The sequence below is a fragment of the Halorubrum sp. CBA1125 genome (genome assembly GCF_009742825.1).
In the GTDB taxonomy this organism is placed as follows: Archaea; Halobacteriota; Halobacteria; order Halobacteriales; family Haloferacaceae; genus Halorubrum.
The window spans coordinates 1-15,022 of sequence record NZ_WPCE01000058.1; the positions used below are offsets into that span (position 1 = coordinate 1).

Genomic DNA, 15,022 nt, shown 5'->3' on the forward strand with positions numbered 1-15,022 from the left:
CGCGGTCGAGGAGCCCCGCGCGCCGGCCGATGTCCTCGCGGCCGCGACCGACGGACTCGACGATCGACGGTGTCCGGCGTGCGGGACCCCGGTCGTCGCCGGCGCGGCCCGTTGTCGCAGCTGTCGACGGCGGAGCGAGGGTCGCGACGGGAGCGGCCGACACGGCGCGCGACGTGAGTGACCGAACAACGCGACGAGAGTGACCGAACAAGGCGACGGGGATGGACGGGCGGCGTCGCTCGCCACAGCGTCGGGTCGGAGCGCGTCGCCGACGAGGGTCAGCGCGCGTCGTCGGCATCCCCGGCCGCCGATCGGTCGATCGTCGATCCGCCGGCAGCGGGGGGCGACGGTTCTTCACCGGCGGGGGACGGTTCCTCACTGGCGGCAGAGGCGGAGACCGACGGCTCAGCGGGGGCGGAAGCGTCTGCAGAGGCGGGAGCGTGCGCGTCGGGAGGGCTCTGTCGAGCGATCCTCACGTCGCGTTTGGGGTACGGGATCTCGACGTTCGCGTCGGCGAGCGCCTTGTACAGCGCGCGGTTGAGCTCGTGTTGCGCGCGGCGGCGCCGAGTCGGGCCGTTGACCCAGCAGAGCAGCTCGTACTCGAGCGCGGAGTCGCCGAACGAGCGGAACCGCGCCCGGGGCCGCGGCGAGTCGAGGACCAGCGGCTCCGCCAGGGCGACGTCGATCGCGAGTTCCTCGAACGCGTCGACGTCGGTGCCGTAGGCGACGCCGACCGGAACCCGGACGCGGCGGCGGCGCTGCGGCGCGGACTCGTTCGTCACCTTCGCCGCGTTGAGCGCGGCGTTGGGGACCGTCACCATCACCTCGTCGCGGGTGAGAAGCGTCGTCGAGCGCACCCCGACCTTGATCACGGTGCCCGCGGTGCCGTCGTCGAGGACGATGTAGTCGCCGATCTTGTAGGTGTCGTCGAAGTAGAGCGCGATCCCGCCGAAGAAGTTCGCGACGGTGTCCTTCGCGGCGAAGCCGACCGCGATGCCGGCGACCCCGGCCGCGCCGAGCAGGGGGGTGATCTCGATGCCCCACAGCCAGAGCAGCGACCCGACGCTCCCGAGGAGGACGGCGAGGCTCCAGACGTTCGAGAACACGGGCGCGAAGTCGAAGCGACCGCCCTCGGCGTTGACCGCGGCGACGAGCCGGTTCACGACCGCGTTGGCGGCGTACGCCCAGACGAGGATCACGACCGAAATCGACGGGCGGCCGAAGAGGGCGTCGAGCAGCTGCGCGTCAACGAGCACCGACGCCCGGACCGCGGGCACCTGCGTGAGGACGTACACCCCGGCCAGCGCGGCGGTGACGACGAGCGGCGCCCGCAGCGAGTCGATGACGATGTCGTCGTACTCGCCGTCGGTGGTCGCGACGTACCGGCGCGCCGCCCGGACGACGACGAACTCCATACCCAGGGCGGCGACCGCGGAGATCAGGAGGACCGCGACCGTCGCCTCGGTCGCCGTGAGCCCCTCGAACACGCCGATCAGCGACGGAATCATACCGTTCGAGACGCCGTTACGGGAGATAACCGTTTCTGCGACCGAACCTCACTCGAACCGCTTCCGCACGCTCTCGGCGTGCGCCTCTAGGCCCTCGGCCTCCGCGAGCGTCGTGATCGTCTCCGAGAGGTCCGAGAGCGCGTCGCGGTCGAGCCGCTGGACCGTCGAGGACCGGAGGAAGGTGTCGACGGAGAGCCCGCCGTAGCGCTTCGCGCCGCCGTTCGTCGGGAGCACGTGGTTCGTGCCCGCGGCGTAGTCGCCCGCCGCGACCGGCGAGTACGGCCCGAGGAACACCGAGCCGGCGTTCGTGATCCGGTCGAGCAGCGCCTCGTCGTCGTCGGCCACGATGGAGAGGTGCTCGGGCGCGTACTCCTCGGCGAACAGCACCGCCTCGGACATCGATCTGGCGTGCAGGACGCCCGAGGCCTCGTTGTCGAGGGCGGCCCGGATAGTCTCCTCGCGCTCGCGCCCGGCGGCCTGCGCGTCGACCGCGTCGGCGACCGCGTCGGCGAGGCCGGCGTCGTCGGTGACGGCGACCACGGAGGCGTTCGGGTCGTGTTCGGCCTGCGCGACGAGGTCGGCCGCGACCGGCTCGGGGTCGGCGGTGGCGTCGGCGAGCACGAGCACCTCGCTCGGCCCCGCGAGGAAGTCGATCTCGACGTCGCCCTGGACGACCCCCTTCGCGGCGGTCACCCACTTGTTTCCCGGCCCGACCACCTTCTGGACGCCGGTCACCGTCTCGGTCCCGTACGCGAGCGCGGCGACCGCCTGCGCGCCGCCGATCTGGTACACGGCGTCGGCGCCGGCCTCGTGGATCGCCGCGAGCGTGACGGGATCGGCTTCCTCGGCGGGCGGCGTCGCGACCGCGACGTGGTCGACGCCCGCGACCGCCGCGGGGATCACGCCCATCAGCGCGCTGGAGGGGTACGCCGCCGCGCCGCCGGGCACGTACACGCCCGCCCGGCCGATCGGGCGGAACCGCCGGCCCAGCTCGCGGCCGTCGAAGTCGTCGCGCCAGTCCTCGGGGCGCTGTCGCTCGTGGAACGCCCGAATGTTCGCGGCCGCGTCGCGGACCGCGTCGAGGACGGGATTGCCCGCGTCGTCCAGTTCCGCGTGCGCGCGCTCGGCGTCGTCGGTGATCTCGATGTTGCCGACGCTCACCCCGTCGAACTCCTCGGCGAACTCCCGGAGCGCGACGTCGCCCTCCTCGCGGACCCGCTCGACGATCCCCCGAACGTCCTCGCGAACCGCCTCGACGCCCGCGTCGCGCTCGAAGAGGGCACGACGCTCGGCCGGCGAGAGGTCCGCGACTGCTCGTACGTCCATACGGCTCCGTCCGCGGCGAGCGGCAAGGGCGTTCCGACTTCGGCGGCTCGGTCGTCTTACTTCGGCGGCTCAGTCGGTTCGGGCGACACCCGGATGCGGGCCGCGCTCGCGGCGTTCGCGTCGCCAGTCGACCCCGCGGCACATCTCGTAGAACACCGTCTCAGGGTCGCGCTTCCACTGCCACTTCCATCGCGTCCGGACGAGCAGCGAGATCTTGCGGGCGAACGAGAGTTCCGGCGTCGTCGAGACGGTGTCGTACCCCCGGTCGCGGATGAGCCGGTGGTGGTCCGCGTACAGCACCGCCGCGAGCAACACCGCCAGCTGGCAGTCGTCGGGGAGGTACCGGATCCCGGCGACCCCCTCCTCGTAGAGCCGCTCGGTGCGGGCGAGCTCCTCCCGGATCGCGGCCGCGACGTCGCCGTCGAACTCCAGGTTCAGGAGCTGGTCTTCGGTGACGCCGTGTCGCCGGAGCGTCTCCAGCGGGAGGTAGATCCGGTCGCGCTCGACGACATCCTCGCGGACGTCCCGCAGGAAGTTCGTCATCTGGAACGCCTCGCCCAGCTTCGTCGCGTGCGGCAGCGCCTTCGCCTCGGTCTCCGGGTCGAGGTCCATGATCGCCGTCATCATCCGCCCGACCGCGGACGCCGACCCGTCCATGTACGCTTCCAGCTGGTCGTAGGTCTCGTACCGGTCGGTGTCGATGTCGCTCTCCATCGCGTCGACGAACGACCGGACGTCCTCGTCTGCGATCCCGCGTTCCTCCCGGACCGCGGCGAACGCGTCCAGCACGGGGTCGTCGGTGGGCTCCTCGCCGAGGGCGGCGCGGCGGAGCCGCTCGAGTTCGGCCCGCTGCTCGGCCGGCGGCGCGGTGTCCGCGGCGTCGACGACCTCGTCGGCGACCCGGAAGAACCCGTACAGCACGTACGTCGGATGTCGGATCCGCTTCGGGAGGAGCCGGGTGGCGACGTGGAACGTCTTCCCGGTTCGGCGCTGGATACGCTTCCCGCGGGCGACCTGCGTGTGCTCTACCATGCTGACCCCTGACGGCCGGCTGGAGGGTCGAAAACGGGTCGCCGATCATAGCATATGACTGGGTCTCCACGACCATAACAGTTCGCCCGGATCTGACGGCGAATTCGGACGGCGCGATCGGCCGACGGGAGCGGTGTATCCGATCGGTCGCGCGAGGGATTCATCCCCCTCCGCGCCACCCCGCCACGTACATACCGACGCTCCCAGCGAGCGGCCTGTGGACCCGAGTCGTTCGGGATCAGTAGAACGTGTCGCTGCAGTCGTACACGACGCCGTGAACCGGACAGACGTACTTGCAGTGTCTGTGGTACATCGGCGTCTCACACAGCGGACACGGGCGGCCGGGAACGTCGGGCTCCGCCATATCCACGACAGGAGGGCCGGCGACATAACCGCTGTCCTCGCCGTCGGCCGCCGCGAACTGGGCCGGCGATTCCGCCCGATCGACCGGGCGGTCGTGGAGATCGGTCACGACGCCGCGAGCGACGCGTACACCGACGCCGCGACCGCCGGCTCGCCGAACGGGAGCCGCAACACGCCTCCCCACGCCGCGTCGGTGAGCGACGTCACCGTCCCCTCGTCGAGTTCGACGCGCCGGACCTCCGTGCCGTCCAGCGACATCGACACCACGAACCCGGCCGGTCCTCGGTCGCGCCGGCGTCGGCCAGCCGCGACTGCATCGCCTCGATCCCGGCGTCGCTGAGCGAGACGTACACCAGGTGTGCGTCGTCCTCGTCGATCACGCCCTGTACGCGGTCGAGGTCGCCGGCGTCGAACAGCCCGCGCTCCCCGTCGCCGAGCAGCACCGCCTCGAAGGGGGCGTCCGGGTCGACCGGAACGGATCCCTCGTCGCTCTCCGCCGCGGGGTCGCTCACCGGGTCGCCGGGACCGCCGCCCGAAGCGTCCGATCCGACCGCCGCGTCGTCCGTCACCGAGGCGGCACCGGCGAAGCCGACGCCCCCCGACCGCGCACGCGGCCGCGATGCCGCCGATCACGTCGCGTCTGGAGAGGTCCATACCCCGGGGTCCGAGCCGAGCCTGAAAAGGGTTACACGCCGATTCACCCCGCTGATAACGGGAGCCGGCCGCCGCCGACTCGCTCAGGCGCCGTCGAACGCGATCGACTCTCGCGTCGTCGTTTCCCCGAACAGCCAGTCGGCGTGCTCGACGGCGTACTCGCGGTGCTCCTCGGTGATGTAGCCGAGCGCGTCCTCGACGACGACGGGCCGGTAGTCGCGGAGTCCGGCGCTGCCGGCCGTGTGGAGCACGCAGACGTTCGCGAGCGTCCCGCAGATCAGCAGGTCGTCGACGCCGTGCGTGTCGAGGTACCCCTCCAGGTCGGTCCGGTAGAAGGCGTCGTAGGTGTGCTTTTCCACCACGTGGTCGGTCTCGCGCACGTCGAGGTCGTCGACGAGCTCGGCGTCCCACGACCCCTCGACGACGTGTTCGCCCCACCGGTCGAACTCGTCGTAGTAGTGCGCGTCCTCGAACTGCTCCGGCGGGTGGACGTCCCGCGTGTACACGACGCTCGCACCGGCTTCCCTGGCCCGGTCGACGAGCGCGACGACCGGCTCGATCGCCGCCTCGCTCGGCTCGGCGTAGAGGCTCCCGTCCGGATGACAGAACCCGTTCTGCATGTCGACGACGACCACCGCCGTCCGTGTCGGATCCCACTCCATGTGAGACCGTTCGGCTCCGAGCGCAAAAAGATCCGGACCCGGGTTGCGACAGCGATCCGGAACGCCTGGTGCGACGACGCGCGTCCAGACCGATAAACTACTTACCATCCCGGCCGCTATCGGTCGTATGCGACGGGCTCGCATCCTCCCAATCGTGGTCGTCGCGATCGCCTTCATCGGCTTCATCGCCGTCGGGGCCGGCGTCGGCGCCGCGGAAAGCGTCGCCCCGAGCGAGTGCGGCGCCGACGACGGACCGGAGGCGGTCGGGTGCTGGAACGGGACCCACCACGCCGACGAACTCGGGTTCGACCAGAGCGACGGGCTGACCGACGCCGAGCTCGAGGCGCTGACCCACCTGACGATGGCCCGGGTCGAGTACATCCGCGAGCGGCCCTTCGAACGCGACGTCCCGGTCGAGACGGTCTCTCGCGCCGAGTTCATGAGCGGTGGCGCGAGCGGCGACACGAACGGGACCGCGAACGGGAGCGGCGAGGCCTACCGGCGCTGGAACGACCAGGTGTGGGAGGCGCTGTTCGTCGTCGACGACGATCAGAACGCGAACGACGCCATCGAGGCGGTGCTCGGCGGCGCGGTCGGCGGGTTCTACTCGCCGACGCAGGACCGGATCGTGATCGTCGTGCCCGAAGACGAGACGGTGCAGATCAGTCCGTCAACGCTCGCACACGAGCTCGTCCACGCGATGCAAGACCAGTACCACGACCTCTCGGATTCGCGGTACGTCGGGGAAACGCAGGACGGCGACCTCGCCGTGAACGGGATCGTCGAGGGCGAAGCCGTCCACATCGAGGAGCGGTACGCCGCCCGCTGTGGGACGAACTGGACGTGTCTCGACGAGCCCGACGGCGGGGGCGGCGGATCCGGAACTCAGCCGAACTTCGGTATCCTCCAGACCGTGCTCCAGCCGTACTCCGACGGCGCGCTCTACGTCGACGCGCTGGTCGCCGAGGACGGCTGGACCGCGGTCAACGAGACGATGAACGACCCGCCGGAGTCGACCGCGGAGGTGATCCACCGGAACCCGGACTACGAGACGCGCGAGATCGCGTACGAGGACACAGCGACCGGCGGCTGGGAGACGTACCCGGACCAGGGTGTCGACGGCGCGGAGACCGCCGGCGAGGCGTCGATGTTCGTGATGTTCTGGTACCAGAGCTTCGCGTACGAGCACGCGGTGCTCGAACCGGACGCGAGCGTGCGCGAGAACGTCCGGATACACTTCGAGACGGATGAGCAGCTCCGCACCCGGACGAACTACAACTACGCCCACGAGGTGACCGCCGGCTGGGCGGGCGACGAGCTGTACCCGTACCGGAACGGCGATCGCGACGGCTACGTCTGGGTGACCGAGTGGCAGACCCGGAGCGACGCGAGAGCGTTCCAGGCGGCCTACCGCCGGATGCTGACCGCCCACGGCGACGCCCCCTTCGAGGCCGGCGAGGTGTACGAGATCGACGACGGCGGCTTCGAGGGCGCGTACGGCCTCGTCCACGAGAGCACCACCGTGACGATCGTCCACGCCCCCGAACCCCGCGGCGTGCTCGAACTGCGGCCCGACGCCGACCTCTCGCGTTCGACGGGCGATCAGAACGGCGGAGACAACCCGTTCGACGACGGCGACGCGAGCAACGGTGACGCGACCGACGGCGACGGAACCGGCGACGACGCGACCGACGGTGATACGGCCGACGGCGACGCCACCGACGGCGACACCGGGGACGCGGGAGGCGGTAGCGACACGGACGACGGTCTCCCGTCCGACTCGAACGACTCGCCCGACGGGGACGGAGCGTCGCCCGACGCCAGCGTCGATCGGGTACCCGGATTCGGCGCGCTCGCCGCGCTCGTCGGCCTGCTGTTCGCCGCGTTCCTCGCGGGCCGACGCTCGCGGCGCTGACGGCGCGTCGTTGCCGGAGCGATCGCCGCGGCACACCCGGGCGGCTTTTCTTTCCCGGCGGCCGAACGGTCGAACATGACCGAGTTCGACAACACGACCGAGTTCGACATCGTCGACGCGGCCGCGATCCGCGACGGCCGGGCGACTGACGCGTACTTCGATCGGACCGAGGCTGCCTTAGAACACGCGGGGCGGGACCCCCGGGTCGTCGCCGAGGTGACCGCCGATCAGTTTCCCGACGGCGACTTCGAGCTGTTCGCCGGGCTGCACGATGCCGTCGCGCTCCTGTCCGGCCGCGACGTCGACGTCGACGCGGTGCCGGAAGGGCGGCTGTTCGACGGCGGGCCGGTGATGCGGATCGAGGGACCGTACCTGTCGTTCGCGCGGCTGGAGACCGCGCTTCTGGGGTTCCTCTCGCACGCGTCGGGGATCGCGACCGCGGCGTTGGACTGCCGCGTCGCGGCGCCCGACAGCCAGGTGCTCTCGTTCGGCGCGCGCCACGTCCACCCGTCCATGACCGCGGCGGTCGAGCGCTCCGCGCTCGTGGGCGGGTTCGACGGCTTCTCACACGTCGCTGCCGGCGACCTGATCGGTCGGGAGGCGTCGGGGACGATGCCGCACGCGCTCGTCATCTGTTTCGGTCGCGGCGACCAGGAGGCGGCGTGGCGCGCCTTCGACGAGGGGGTCGACGAGTCGGTCCCACGGATCGCGCTGTGTGACACCTACACCGACGAGGTCGACGAGGTGCTCCGCGCGGCCGAGGCGCTCGGCGACCGCCTCGACGGCGTCCGGCTCGACACCACCGGATCGCGACGGGGCGACTTCCGACACATCGTCCGCGAGGTGCAGTGGGAGCTCGACGCGCGGGGCCGCGGGGACGTGGACGTGTACGTCTCCGGCGGACTCGGTCCGGCGGACCTCCGCGAGCTACGGGACGTCGTCGACGGGTTCGGCGTCGGCGGCTACGTCTCGAACGCCGACCCGGTCGATTTCGCGCTCGACCTCGTCGCGGTCGAGGGCGAGCCGGCGGCCAAGCGCGGGAAGCTCTCGGGCGCGAAGGACGTGTACCGGACCGCCGACGGCGCCCACGCGGTCGGACTGGCCGACCGGGAGGGACCCGCTGGCGCCGAGTCGCTCATGGAGCCGGTGATCCGGGACGGAGAGGTCGTCGCCGACGACGCGTTCGACCTCGCGGCCGCGACGGAGCGGGCGCTCGCGGACGCGGACGCGGTCGGATACGGATCGGCGTGAGGAGCGGATCGGCCGAACCGGTCAAATCGGTCTGTTCAGCCCCGAACCGGTCAGATCGGTCTCGGTGTTCAGCCTGTTCGGTGGGTCGGTCGGGTCGGCTGGGTCGATCGGGCCGTCGAGAGAATCCGTTCGACGCGGCGGAACTACAGCTCCTCGACCGCGCCGCCCTCGGCGCGCTCGCGGAACACCGGTCCCTCGATGAGCGTCACCATCGTGTCGTCGTCCTCCCAGGCGGTCGGCGGGAGCTTCGCCTTCCGGCAGGCCCGCGAGAGGAACTCGGCGCCGGACCAGCCGTTCTCGACGGGGACGGTGGGGTACAGCCAGCCGTGGGCGTCGCCGCCGTCGATCGCGACGCCGTGCGTACCGATCTCGAGGTCTTCGAGGGGATCGTTCGTGAGCACCGTGTTCGAGACGACGAACACGGAGACGGTGAGGTTGTCGAGCTCTTTCGGCTCGACCTCGGAGCCGCAGGAGTCGTCGGAGGCGGCCTTGATCGCGGCCTCGACGATGGCGTGTCCGAGCTGGTCTGAGGTGTCCCACGCGCCGGCACAGCCCCGGAGTCTGCCGCGGCCCCGGGTCGATTGAAGCCGGACGAACGCGCCCGTTCTGGCGTAGAACGCCTCACGCATGCTGCCGGGTTGTTCACGCTGTCCGTGTCGGACGAACGACTCGACCGCTTCCCGCGCGAGTTCGACCGCTCGTGCACCGTCGTCGTACGACAGCCGAACGGTCTGGGCCTCGGACATGATAGTCCCTTACAGTGCTGACGACTTGAACGCTTCCCTTGGGAATCGGCCCCGCTGCGGCGCGAGACCGCTCGCTGCGCCCCGGCGACGCGGACGCCGCTGGACGGCTCCGTTCGGTCCGATCGAACGGCTTATTCGCGGCCGACGACAAGGGCCGATCGGACAGAGGGAGCCCGACTCCCGTGCCTCCGGCATGAGGAAAGTCCCCCCACCGGCCGGACGGGCGACCGGGCTCACGCCCGGAGTCGGAGACGGCTGGCTCTGGAACAGCAACGACACCCCCCGCCCCGACCCATGATTCGCGTTCGGTCGCTTCGGCGACCGGCGGCGTTCGCGGGTGACCCCGCGAACGAGCGAACCGACCCGCAAGGGGAGGGAGTTAACCCGAGGAGGGCGCGTGGCTTTGCCACGTTGGCGTGGCTTTGCCACGTTGGCGTGGCTTTGCCACGTTACAGACGGGCGGGAACGGATGGAACGGCGAATCCTCGCCGGTGCAAGTCCGCGCCACACAGGTAGTCCGGCCACGCGCGGACGCTCAGCCGAATGTCGGGACGAACCGAAGGGGGCTTACTCCCCTCAGTCCACGTTGACCCGGTGAGCCGCGCCGCCGTCTCGCTCGCGTGCGTCCTCGCCCTGCCCGTCCGCCGCTTCGCCCCGTTCGTGTGCGTCCGCCTCTCCGTCTCGAACCGCGGCGTCCGTCTCCTCACCGCGTTCCTGCGCGTCCGTCTCCCCGCTACCGGTCGGCATCGCGTCGCCGAGTTCCCAGGCGGCGACCGAGCGGAGCGTCGCGCGACCGCCGACCGCGACCGCTGAGACGCGACGGCGTCTTCCCGGGTCGGGTACACACGACTCGTCAGACAGCGGCGTTCGTTCGCGTACACCTCGATCACGGAGCGGTCGACGAACACCCGCAACGACAGCGGCTCGTCGTACGCCGGGACCGACATCGACTGCGCGTCGGTGACGTCCGCGGGTCGTCGCTCGACGGGGCCCGGTCGACCGACAGCGTCCCGTCTCGCTCGTACCGGATCGGGGTGTGCTCCGCGCGGTCCGGCGTCTCGAGCACCGACAGCTCGACCGCCTCGGCGTCGTCGAGCGCGATCTCGAGTTCGAGCTCGATCGCCGCCCCCTCGGCGTCGAACCGGCGTCGATCGCCGGACGCGAGGTCGACCCCGTCAGCGGCCACGATCCGTCGCGTCCGGAGGTCGGTTACCTCGGCGGCCGGCCGCTGGCGCAGGTGTCCGTCTGCGTCGCACTCGATCACGCGGGGGAGCGACAGCGCCCCGGACCAGCCGGCGTCCCACTGCGCCCCGACGTCGCGCGCCTCGGGGAGCCACCCCCACGTGACCGAGCGCTCCTCCTCGGGGGTCGGGTCCGGAGCGTCCGTCCCGTCGGCTCCGGTCTCCCGGTCCGCGAGCGACTGCGGCGCGTAGAAGTCGCCGTGGTCGAGCAGTCCCTCGGACTCGACCGCGAACTTCCCGTCCTCGACGGTGCCGACGAAGTAGACGACGTTCTCGTAGTCGGAGACGTGGAGCAGCCGCCGGTCGCCCAGATCGAGCAGCTCCGGACACTCCCAGACGGCCCCCGCGTCCGGGCCGCCGGCGAGCAGGACCCCCTCGTAGGTCCACTCGCGGAGGTCGTCGGCGGTGTACAGCAGGGCTGCACCGCCGCCGTCGGCCAACCCCGTGCCCACGAGGTGGTGCCAGCGGCCGGCCTCGCGCCAGACGTTGTGGTCGCGGAACTCGGCCCGCCAGTGGTCGGTCTCCAGAACGTCCAGATCGGCCGGCGGCGACTCGATGACCGGGTTCCCCTCGTACTTGTCCCACGTTCGGAGCCCCGGATCGTCCGTCGTCGCGAGACAGGGGAGCTGGTCGCGCCCCCTGCCGCCGGTGTACAGGATCGTCGGCGTCCCGTCGTCGTCGACCGCACAGCCGGACCAGCAGCCGTCGCGGTCCGGGCCGTCCGGCGAGGGCGACAGCGCGACCGGCTCGTCGGTCCACGTCACGAGGTCGTCGCTGACGGCGTGACCCCAGTGGATCGTGTTGTGGAACGGGCCAGCGGGGTTGTACTGGTAGAAGACGTGGTACCGGCCGTTCCACTTGATCAGCCGTTCGGGTCGTTCAACCAGTTCGCCGGCGGCGTGAGGTGGTACTTCGGCCGGCCGCCCGGCCCGTCCGCGCCCGCGGCGTCGACGCGCTCGCGAAGCCGGCGCAGGTCGGCCGCGTCGGTGGGTCGTCCGGGCGTACCGTCCCGGATCGCGACCCCCCGGAGACAGCCAGCGACGAGTCGGTCGCGGGTCTCGGCGAGGGCGGCCTCCTCGTCCCCGTCGGCCGGCGCGTCGCCGAAGAGGACCGGCGCGCCGAGCCCGAGGACGGCGCCGTTGTCGTGCCGCCACGAGACGGTCGTCACCTCGCCGGGGACCTCGGTGTCGCCGCGGACCGTCGAGGCCAGCGCTTCGCCCCGCTCGGGGAGCACGCGTTCGTAGCGGACCGCCGGGACCGTCCCGCGGCTGCGGAGCGGGTGTCTGAGCCCGTCGAGCGACTCGAGGGCGGGGTGGTCGGCGTACAGCGACCGCCACAGCACGCCCGTCGGCTCCGCGAGCGACTCCTCGTCGACGCGGTCCGGCGGAACCGACTCGACCGCGAGCCGGTCGACCGACGCCAGCGCGCGGAGTGTCAGGAGGAGTCCGCCGCCGTCCGCGAGGTACGCGTCGATCGCCGTCGCGACGCCGCCGAGGGGATCGCGTCCCGCCAGCGGCGCCAGCCGGTGCCACCAGAGGGCGTCGAACCGGTCGAGCGTCTCCCTGCCGTCCCCGACTCCCGGACCGGGATACGAGCCGCCGAGCGCGGTGTCACCCGGATCGGACGACCCGGAAGGCCCTCCGGAGTTCCCGGATCCGAGGGCGTCGAACCCGACAGTCTCGACCGCGAACCCGTCGTGGCTCGCCAGCCACTCGGCGGCGGCCCGCTGCTCGTCGGAGAGGTTCCCGTCGGTCAGCAGGCCGACGCGGGACGACGACGCCGTCATACGTCGGTTCACTCGCTACCGAGTCAAAACCGTGTCGGCCGCGGCGGAGTCCGTCACCGCCGTCGCGGACCGGAACCGCCGACAGGGTTTTTTACCGTCCGAGCGGAAGATAACGACATGAGCACCGACACGGTCGACACCGGGGACGACGGGAGCGACCCGGCGATCGAGGTGACCACCGACGCCGCCGAGGAGGCGCTTTCGCTCCTGGAGAGCGAGGGACTCGACACCGACGAGGCCGGGCTCCGGCTGTTCGTCCAGCAGGGCGGGTGCGCCGGGCTCTCGTACGGGATGCGGTTCGACACCGAGCCGGAGGAAGACGACCTCGTCGTCGAACACCACGGCCTCCGGGTGTTCGTCGATCCCGCGAGCCGTAACTACATCGGGGGGAGCACGCTCGACTACGAGCACGGCCTCCAGGCCGCCGGGTTCGAGGTGGAGAACCCGAACGTCGTCTCCGAGTGCGGCTGCGGCGAGTCCTTCCGGACGTAGCGGTCGTCGCCGATCGCGCCGGGCCGGCCGCTCTCGATCGCGCCGGCCCGAACGTTCCCGACCACCGCCGAATCGCGTGTTTAAACAGTTCCGACGGACAGTGATGTGTATGGACCTCGACGCCTCGACGACCGCCGCCGGAGAACGGGTGTACGTCGACCGCACGCGCGCCGAACGGGGCGACGACGGCCCCTTCTACGTCGTGTTCGCGGACGCCGCCGCGTCGACGCGGTGGGGGTTCCGCTGTGGCAACTGCGGGTCGTTCGACACCGCGATGGACACGATGGGACGGATCCAGTGTACCGCGTGCGGGAACCTCAAGAAGCCGGACGAGTGGGACGCCGCCCACGAGTGATCGGCGGCGTGGAAGGCGCGGCGATCACGCCGGTCCAGCGCGGCAGTCCGCGGCGCTCGCGGTCGCCGACGGCACGGCGTGATCGGCTCGGGAGAATCGTGAGAAAGTTTATCACGGATGCCGGCCAACATCGGAGTAGATGGCCCCTGCGAGCATCCCACCGACGACGGAGGCCAGAGACGTTTTTCGCGAACTCGGATACACCGTCTCCGAGGGCGGACGCGAGTTCGTCGCCGAACGCAAGTGGCGCCGCGTGCTCGTGACGGTACTGTGTATGGAGGACGACGACCTCGAACCGTATCTCGCCGACGGCGGCGACACGCCGCGGCTCCGCTGTTTCGTCACGTGGCGTGAGAACGCCGGCGACCTCCAGCAGCGACTCGTCTCGCTGAAACCCCCCTACGACTGGGCCGTCATCGGCGTCGAGGCGGGCGGCGACGACTTCGCGGTGATGGAAGGCGCTCCCGGCAGTCCCTGAGCCCGACGGACGCGCGACTCGTTCGCGCGTTCGCGAGTCGTCCCGTCAGTGCTCCCGTTTTTGTCCCGCAACCACGAGTGACACGGCTCGGAATCGGGGGCGCCGTCGGGTCGCTCGGCGCCGCAGCTCATGCGACGCGTTCGATTCCGGGCCGAACCGGGTCTCCTGACTTCGGCGCTCCGCCGATCACCGGCCTCGATCCGCTCGGCCGCGAAGCAGCCGGCCAAAACCCTGCACCGCCGCGGACGGCCGCCGATCCGAAACGGGACCGACGCTCAGAACCCGTCCTCGAACGCGAACGTCCCAGTTGCACCTTTTTCCCGGTCTCGCTCCGCTCGACCGGCAAAAATCTGCACCAAAAAACCGCCCGTCCGAGGATACAACCAGACGACCCAGCGGTCGGCTCAGAACCCGTCCTCGAACGCGAACGTCCCGTTCCGCTGGACCACCTCGCCGTCGACCTCGATCACGGAGTCCTCGCTCATGTCGACGATCATGTCGACGTGCTCGGCGGACTCGTTGACCTCGTTCTCCTCGCCGACCGTCTCCGGGTACGCGGAGCCGACCGCCATGTGGACCGTGTCGCCCATCTTCTCGTCGAACAGCATGTTGTAGGTGAACCGGTCGATCTGTCGGTTCATCCCGATCCCGAGCTCGCCGAGGTGCCGGGACCCCTCGTCGGTGTCGAGGATGCCGGTGAGCAGGTCCTCGTTGCGATCGGCGGCGTGCGAGACGACCTCGCCGTCCTCGAAGCGGAGCCGGACCCCCTCGATCTCGCGGCCGTAGCGGTACAGGGGGAGATCGAAGTGGACCTCGCCGTCGACGCCGTCGCGGACGGGCGCCGTGAACACCTCGCCGCCGGGGAGGTTCTTCTCGCCGTCGTCGTTGAGCGTCAGGTTGCCGGAGACGTCCAGCGTGAGGGCCGTCTCCTCGCCCGACTCGATCCGCACCTCGTCGGCGTCGTCCAAGATCTCGACCATCTGCGCCTGGTGTTCGCGCTGTGCGTCCCAGTCGAGCGAGACGGCGTCCCACACGAAGTTCTCGTACGCCTCGGTGCTCATGCCGGCGAGCTGGGCGTGGCTCGCGGTCGGGTACTGCGTGAGACACCACGTCTTCGAGAGCCGCTCGCGTTTCACCTCCTCCATCGCGCGGTTGTACGCGGCGTTCGTCTCGGGGTCGACGTCGGCGTCCTCGGTGGCGTTCGCGCCGCCGC

13 protein-coding genes, 1 other RNA gene and 3 pseudogenes are annotated in these 15,022 nt (G+C 71.0%); 7 read left to right on the forward strand and 10 right to left on the reverse strand.

Annotated elements, in window-relative coordinates:
- Window positions 1–181: pseudogene (locus GJ633_RS17720) on the forward strand (hypothetical protein); the annotation flags it as partial.
- Window positions 182–278: 97 nt separating this feature from the next.
- Here GJ633_RS17720 and GJ633_RS07395 read toward each other — a convergent pair.
- The 6 genes and pseudogenes from GJ633_RS07395 to GJ633_RS07420 all read right to left on the reverse strand — a co-directional run bounded on the left by GJ633_RS07395 (window position 279) and on the right by GJ633_RS07420 (window position 5,545).
- A complete protein-coding gene (locus GJ633_RS07395) occupies window positions 279–1,508 on the reverse strand; it encodes a mechanosensitive ion channel family protein (protein ID WP_156588304.1) in 1,230 nt (409 codons plus the stop codon).
- 48 nt (window positions 1,509–1,556) lie between these two features.
- Window positions 1,557–2,834 (reverse strand): histidinol dehydrogenase, encoded by a 1,278-nt coding sequence (hisD, locus tag GJ633_RS07400; protein WP_156588305.1) that lies wholly within the window; start codon window positions 2,832–2,834, stop codon window positions 1,557–1,559.
- A 69-nt stretch (window positions 2,835–2,903) separates the two neighbouring features.
- Window positions 2,904–3,866: a phytoene/squalene synthase family protein gene (locus tag GJ633_RS07405; RefSeq protein ID WP_156588306.1), complete on the reverse strand. Its 963-nt coding sequence runs from the start codon at window positions 3,864–3,866 to the stop codon at window positions 2,904–2,906.
- Window positions 3,867–4,104: 238 nt separating this feature from the next.
- Window positions 4,105–4,230 (reverse strand): HVO_2523 family zinc finger protein, encoded by a 126-nt coding sequence (locus GJ633_RS18120; protein WP_255470551.1) that lies wholly within the window; start codon window positions 4,228–4,230, stop codon window positions 4,105–4,107.
- Window positions 4,231–4,334: 104 nt separating this feature from the next.
- Window positions 4,335–4,883 (reverse strand): annotated as a pseudogene (locus GJ633_RS07415) (twin-arginine translocation signal domain-containing protein).
- An 83-nt stretch (window positions 4,884–4,966) separates the two neighbouring features.
- Window positions 4,967–5,545 (reverse strand): cysteine hydrolase family protein, encoded by a 579-nt coding sequence (locus GJ633_RS07420; protein WP_156588308.1) that lies wholly within the window; start codon window positions 5,543–5,545, stop codon window positions 4,967–4,969.
- 127 nt (window positions 5,546–5,672) lie between these two features.
- On the opposite strand from GJ633_RS07420, the gene GJ633_RS07425 reads away from it, so the two are divergent.
- A complete protein-coding gene (locus GJ633_RS07425; RefSeq protein ID WP_156588309.1) occupies window positions 5,673–7,460 on the forward strand; it encodes an Hvo_1808 family surface protein in 1,788 nt (595 codons plus the stop codon).
- Between the two features lie 75 nt (window positions 7,461–7,535).
- The gene (locus GJ633_RS07430; RefSeq protein ID WP_156588310.1) at window positions 7,536–8,711 is read left to right on the forward strand and encodes a nicotinate phosphoribosyltransferase; all 1,176 of its coding nucleotides are present in this window, start codon (window positions 7,536–7,538) and stop codon (window positions 8,709–8,711) included.
- A gap of 143 nt (window positions 8,712–8,854) precedes the next feature.
- On the opposite strand, the gene GJ633_RS07435 is transcribed toward GJ633_RS07430, so the two are convergent.
- Complete coding sequence (locus tag GJ633_RS07435; RefSeq protein ID WP_156588311.1) at window positions 8,855–9,457, reverse strand: TIGR00296 family protein; 603 nt, start codon at window positions 9,455–9,457, stop codon at window positions 8,855–8,857.
- 161 nt (window positions 9,458–9,618) lie between these two features.
- On the opposite strand from GJ633_RS07435, the gene rnpB reads away from it, so the two are divergent.
- An RNA gene (rnpB, locus tag GJ633_RS07440) (RNase P RNA component) lies at window positions 9,619–10,039 on the forward strand.
- Here rnpB and GJ633_RS17725 read toward each other — a convergent pair.
- Together GJ633_RS17725 and GJ633_RS18490 are read right to left on the reverse strand one after the other, a co-directional pair.
- Window positions 10,034–10,204 (reverse strand): hypothetical protein, encoded by a 171-nt coding sequence (locus tag GJ633_RS17725; protein WP_231741281.1) that lies wholly within the window; start codon window positions 10,202–10,204, stop codon window positions 10,034–10,036. The two genes, rnpB and GJ633_RS17725, sit on opposite strands and share 6 nt — an antisense overlap.
- Window positions 10,196–12,484 (reverse strand): annotated as a pseudogene (locus GJ633_RS18490) (glycoside hydrolase family 32 protein); the annotation flags it as partial. The pseudogene GJ633_RS18490 and the gene GJ633_RS17725, both read right to left, overlap by 9 nt.
- Before the next feature lie 117 nt (window positions 12,485–12,601).
- Here GJ633_RS18490 and GJ633_RS07450 point away from each other — a divergent pair.
- The 3 genes from GJ633_RS07450 (at window position 12,602) to GJ633_RS07460 (ending at window position 13,809) form a co-directional block, all read left to right on the forward strand.
- Complete coding sequence (locus GJ633_RS07450) at window positions 12,602–12,976, forward strand: iron-sulfur cluster assembly accessory protein (protein WP_156588312.1); 375 nt, start codon at window positions 12,602–12,604, stop codon at window positions 12,974–12,976.
- A 109-nt stretch (window positions 12,977–13,085) separates the two neighbouring features.
- Entirely contained in the window at window positions 13,086–13,331 is a 246-nt protein-coding gene (locus GJ633_RS07455; protein WP_156588313.1) for a DUF5816 domain-containing protein, read from the forward strand.
- Between the two features lie 139 nt (window positions 13,332–13,470).
- Window positions 13,471–13,809, forward strand: coding sequence for a hypothetical protein (locus tag GJ633_RS07460; RefSeq protein ID WP_156588314.1), 339 nt, complete (start codon window positions 13,471–13,473; stop codon window positions 13,807–13,809).
- A gap of 404 nt (window positions 13,810–14,213) precedes the next feature.
- Here GJ633_RS07460 and GJ633_RS07465 read toward each other — a convergent pair.
- Window positions 14,214–15,022, reverse strand: an 809-nt coding sequence (locus GJ633_RS07465) for an aminopeptidase (RefSeq protein ID WP_156588315.1), incomplete at its 5' end; no start/stop codon positions are given.

What these genes read in the sequence shown, in the direction of transcription:
- GJ633_RS07395 (WP_156588304.1), bottom strand. Translation starts at nt 1,508, where the DNA reads ATGATTCCGTCGCTGATCGGCGTGTTCGAGGGGCTCACGGCGACCGAG.
- hisD (WP_156588305.1), bottom strand. Translation starts at nt 2,834, where the DNA reads ATGGACGTACGAGCAGTCGCGGACCTCTCGCCGGCCGAGCGTCGTGCC.
- GJ633_RS07405 (WP_156588306.1), bottom strand. Translation starts at nt 3,866, where the DNA reads ATGGTAGAGCACACGCAGGTCGCCCGCGGGAAGCGTATCCAGCGCCGA.
- GJ633_RS18120 (WP_255470551.1), bottom strand. Translation starts at nt 4,230, where the DNA reads ATGGCGGAGCCCGACGTTCCCGGCCGCCCGTGTCCGCTGTGTGAGACG.
- GJ633_RS07420 (WP_156588308.1), bottom strand. Translation starts at nt 5,545, where the DNA reads ATGGAGTGGGATCCGACACGGACGGCGGTGGTCGTCGTCGACATGCAG.
- GJ633_RS07425 (WP_156588309.1), top strand. Translation starts at nt 5,673, where the DNA reads ATGCGACGGGCTCGCATCCTCCCAATCGTGGTCGTCGCGATCGCCTTC.
- GJ633_RS07430 (WP_156588310.1), top strand. Translation starts at nt 7,536, where the DNA reads ATGACCGAGTTCGACAACACGACCGAGTTCGACATCGTCGACGCGGCC.
- GJ633_RS07435 (WP_156588311.1), bottom strand. Translation starts at nt 9,457, where the DNA reads ATGTCCGAGGCCCAGACCGTTCGGCTGTCGTACGACGACGGTGCACGA.
- GJ633_RS17725 (WP_231741281.1), bottom strand. Translation starts at nt 10,204, where the DNA reads ATGCCGACCGGTAGCGGGGAGACGGACGCGCAGGAACGCGGTGAGGAG.
- GJ633_RS07450 (WP_156588312.1), top strand. Translation starts at nt 12,602, where the DNA reads ATGAGCACCGACACGGTCGACACCGGGGACGACGGGAGCGACCCGGCG.
- GJ633_RS07455 (WP_156588313.1), top strand. Translation starts at nt 13,086, where the DNA reads ATGGACCTCGACGCCTCGACGACCGCCGCCGGAGAACGGGTGTACGTC.
- GJ633_RS07460 (WP_156588314.1), top strand. Translation starts at nt 13,471, where the DNA reads ATGGCCCCTGCGAGCATCCCACCGACGACGGAGGCCAGAGACGTTTTT.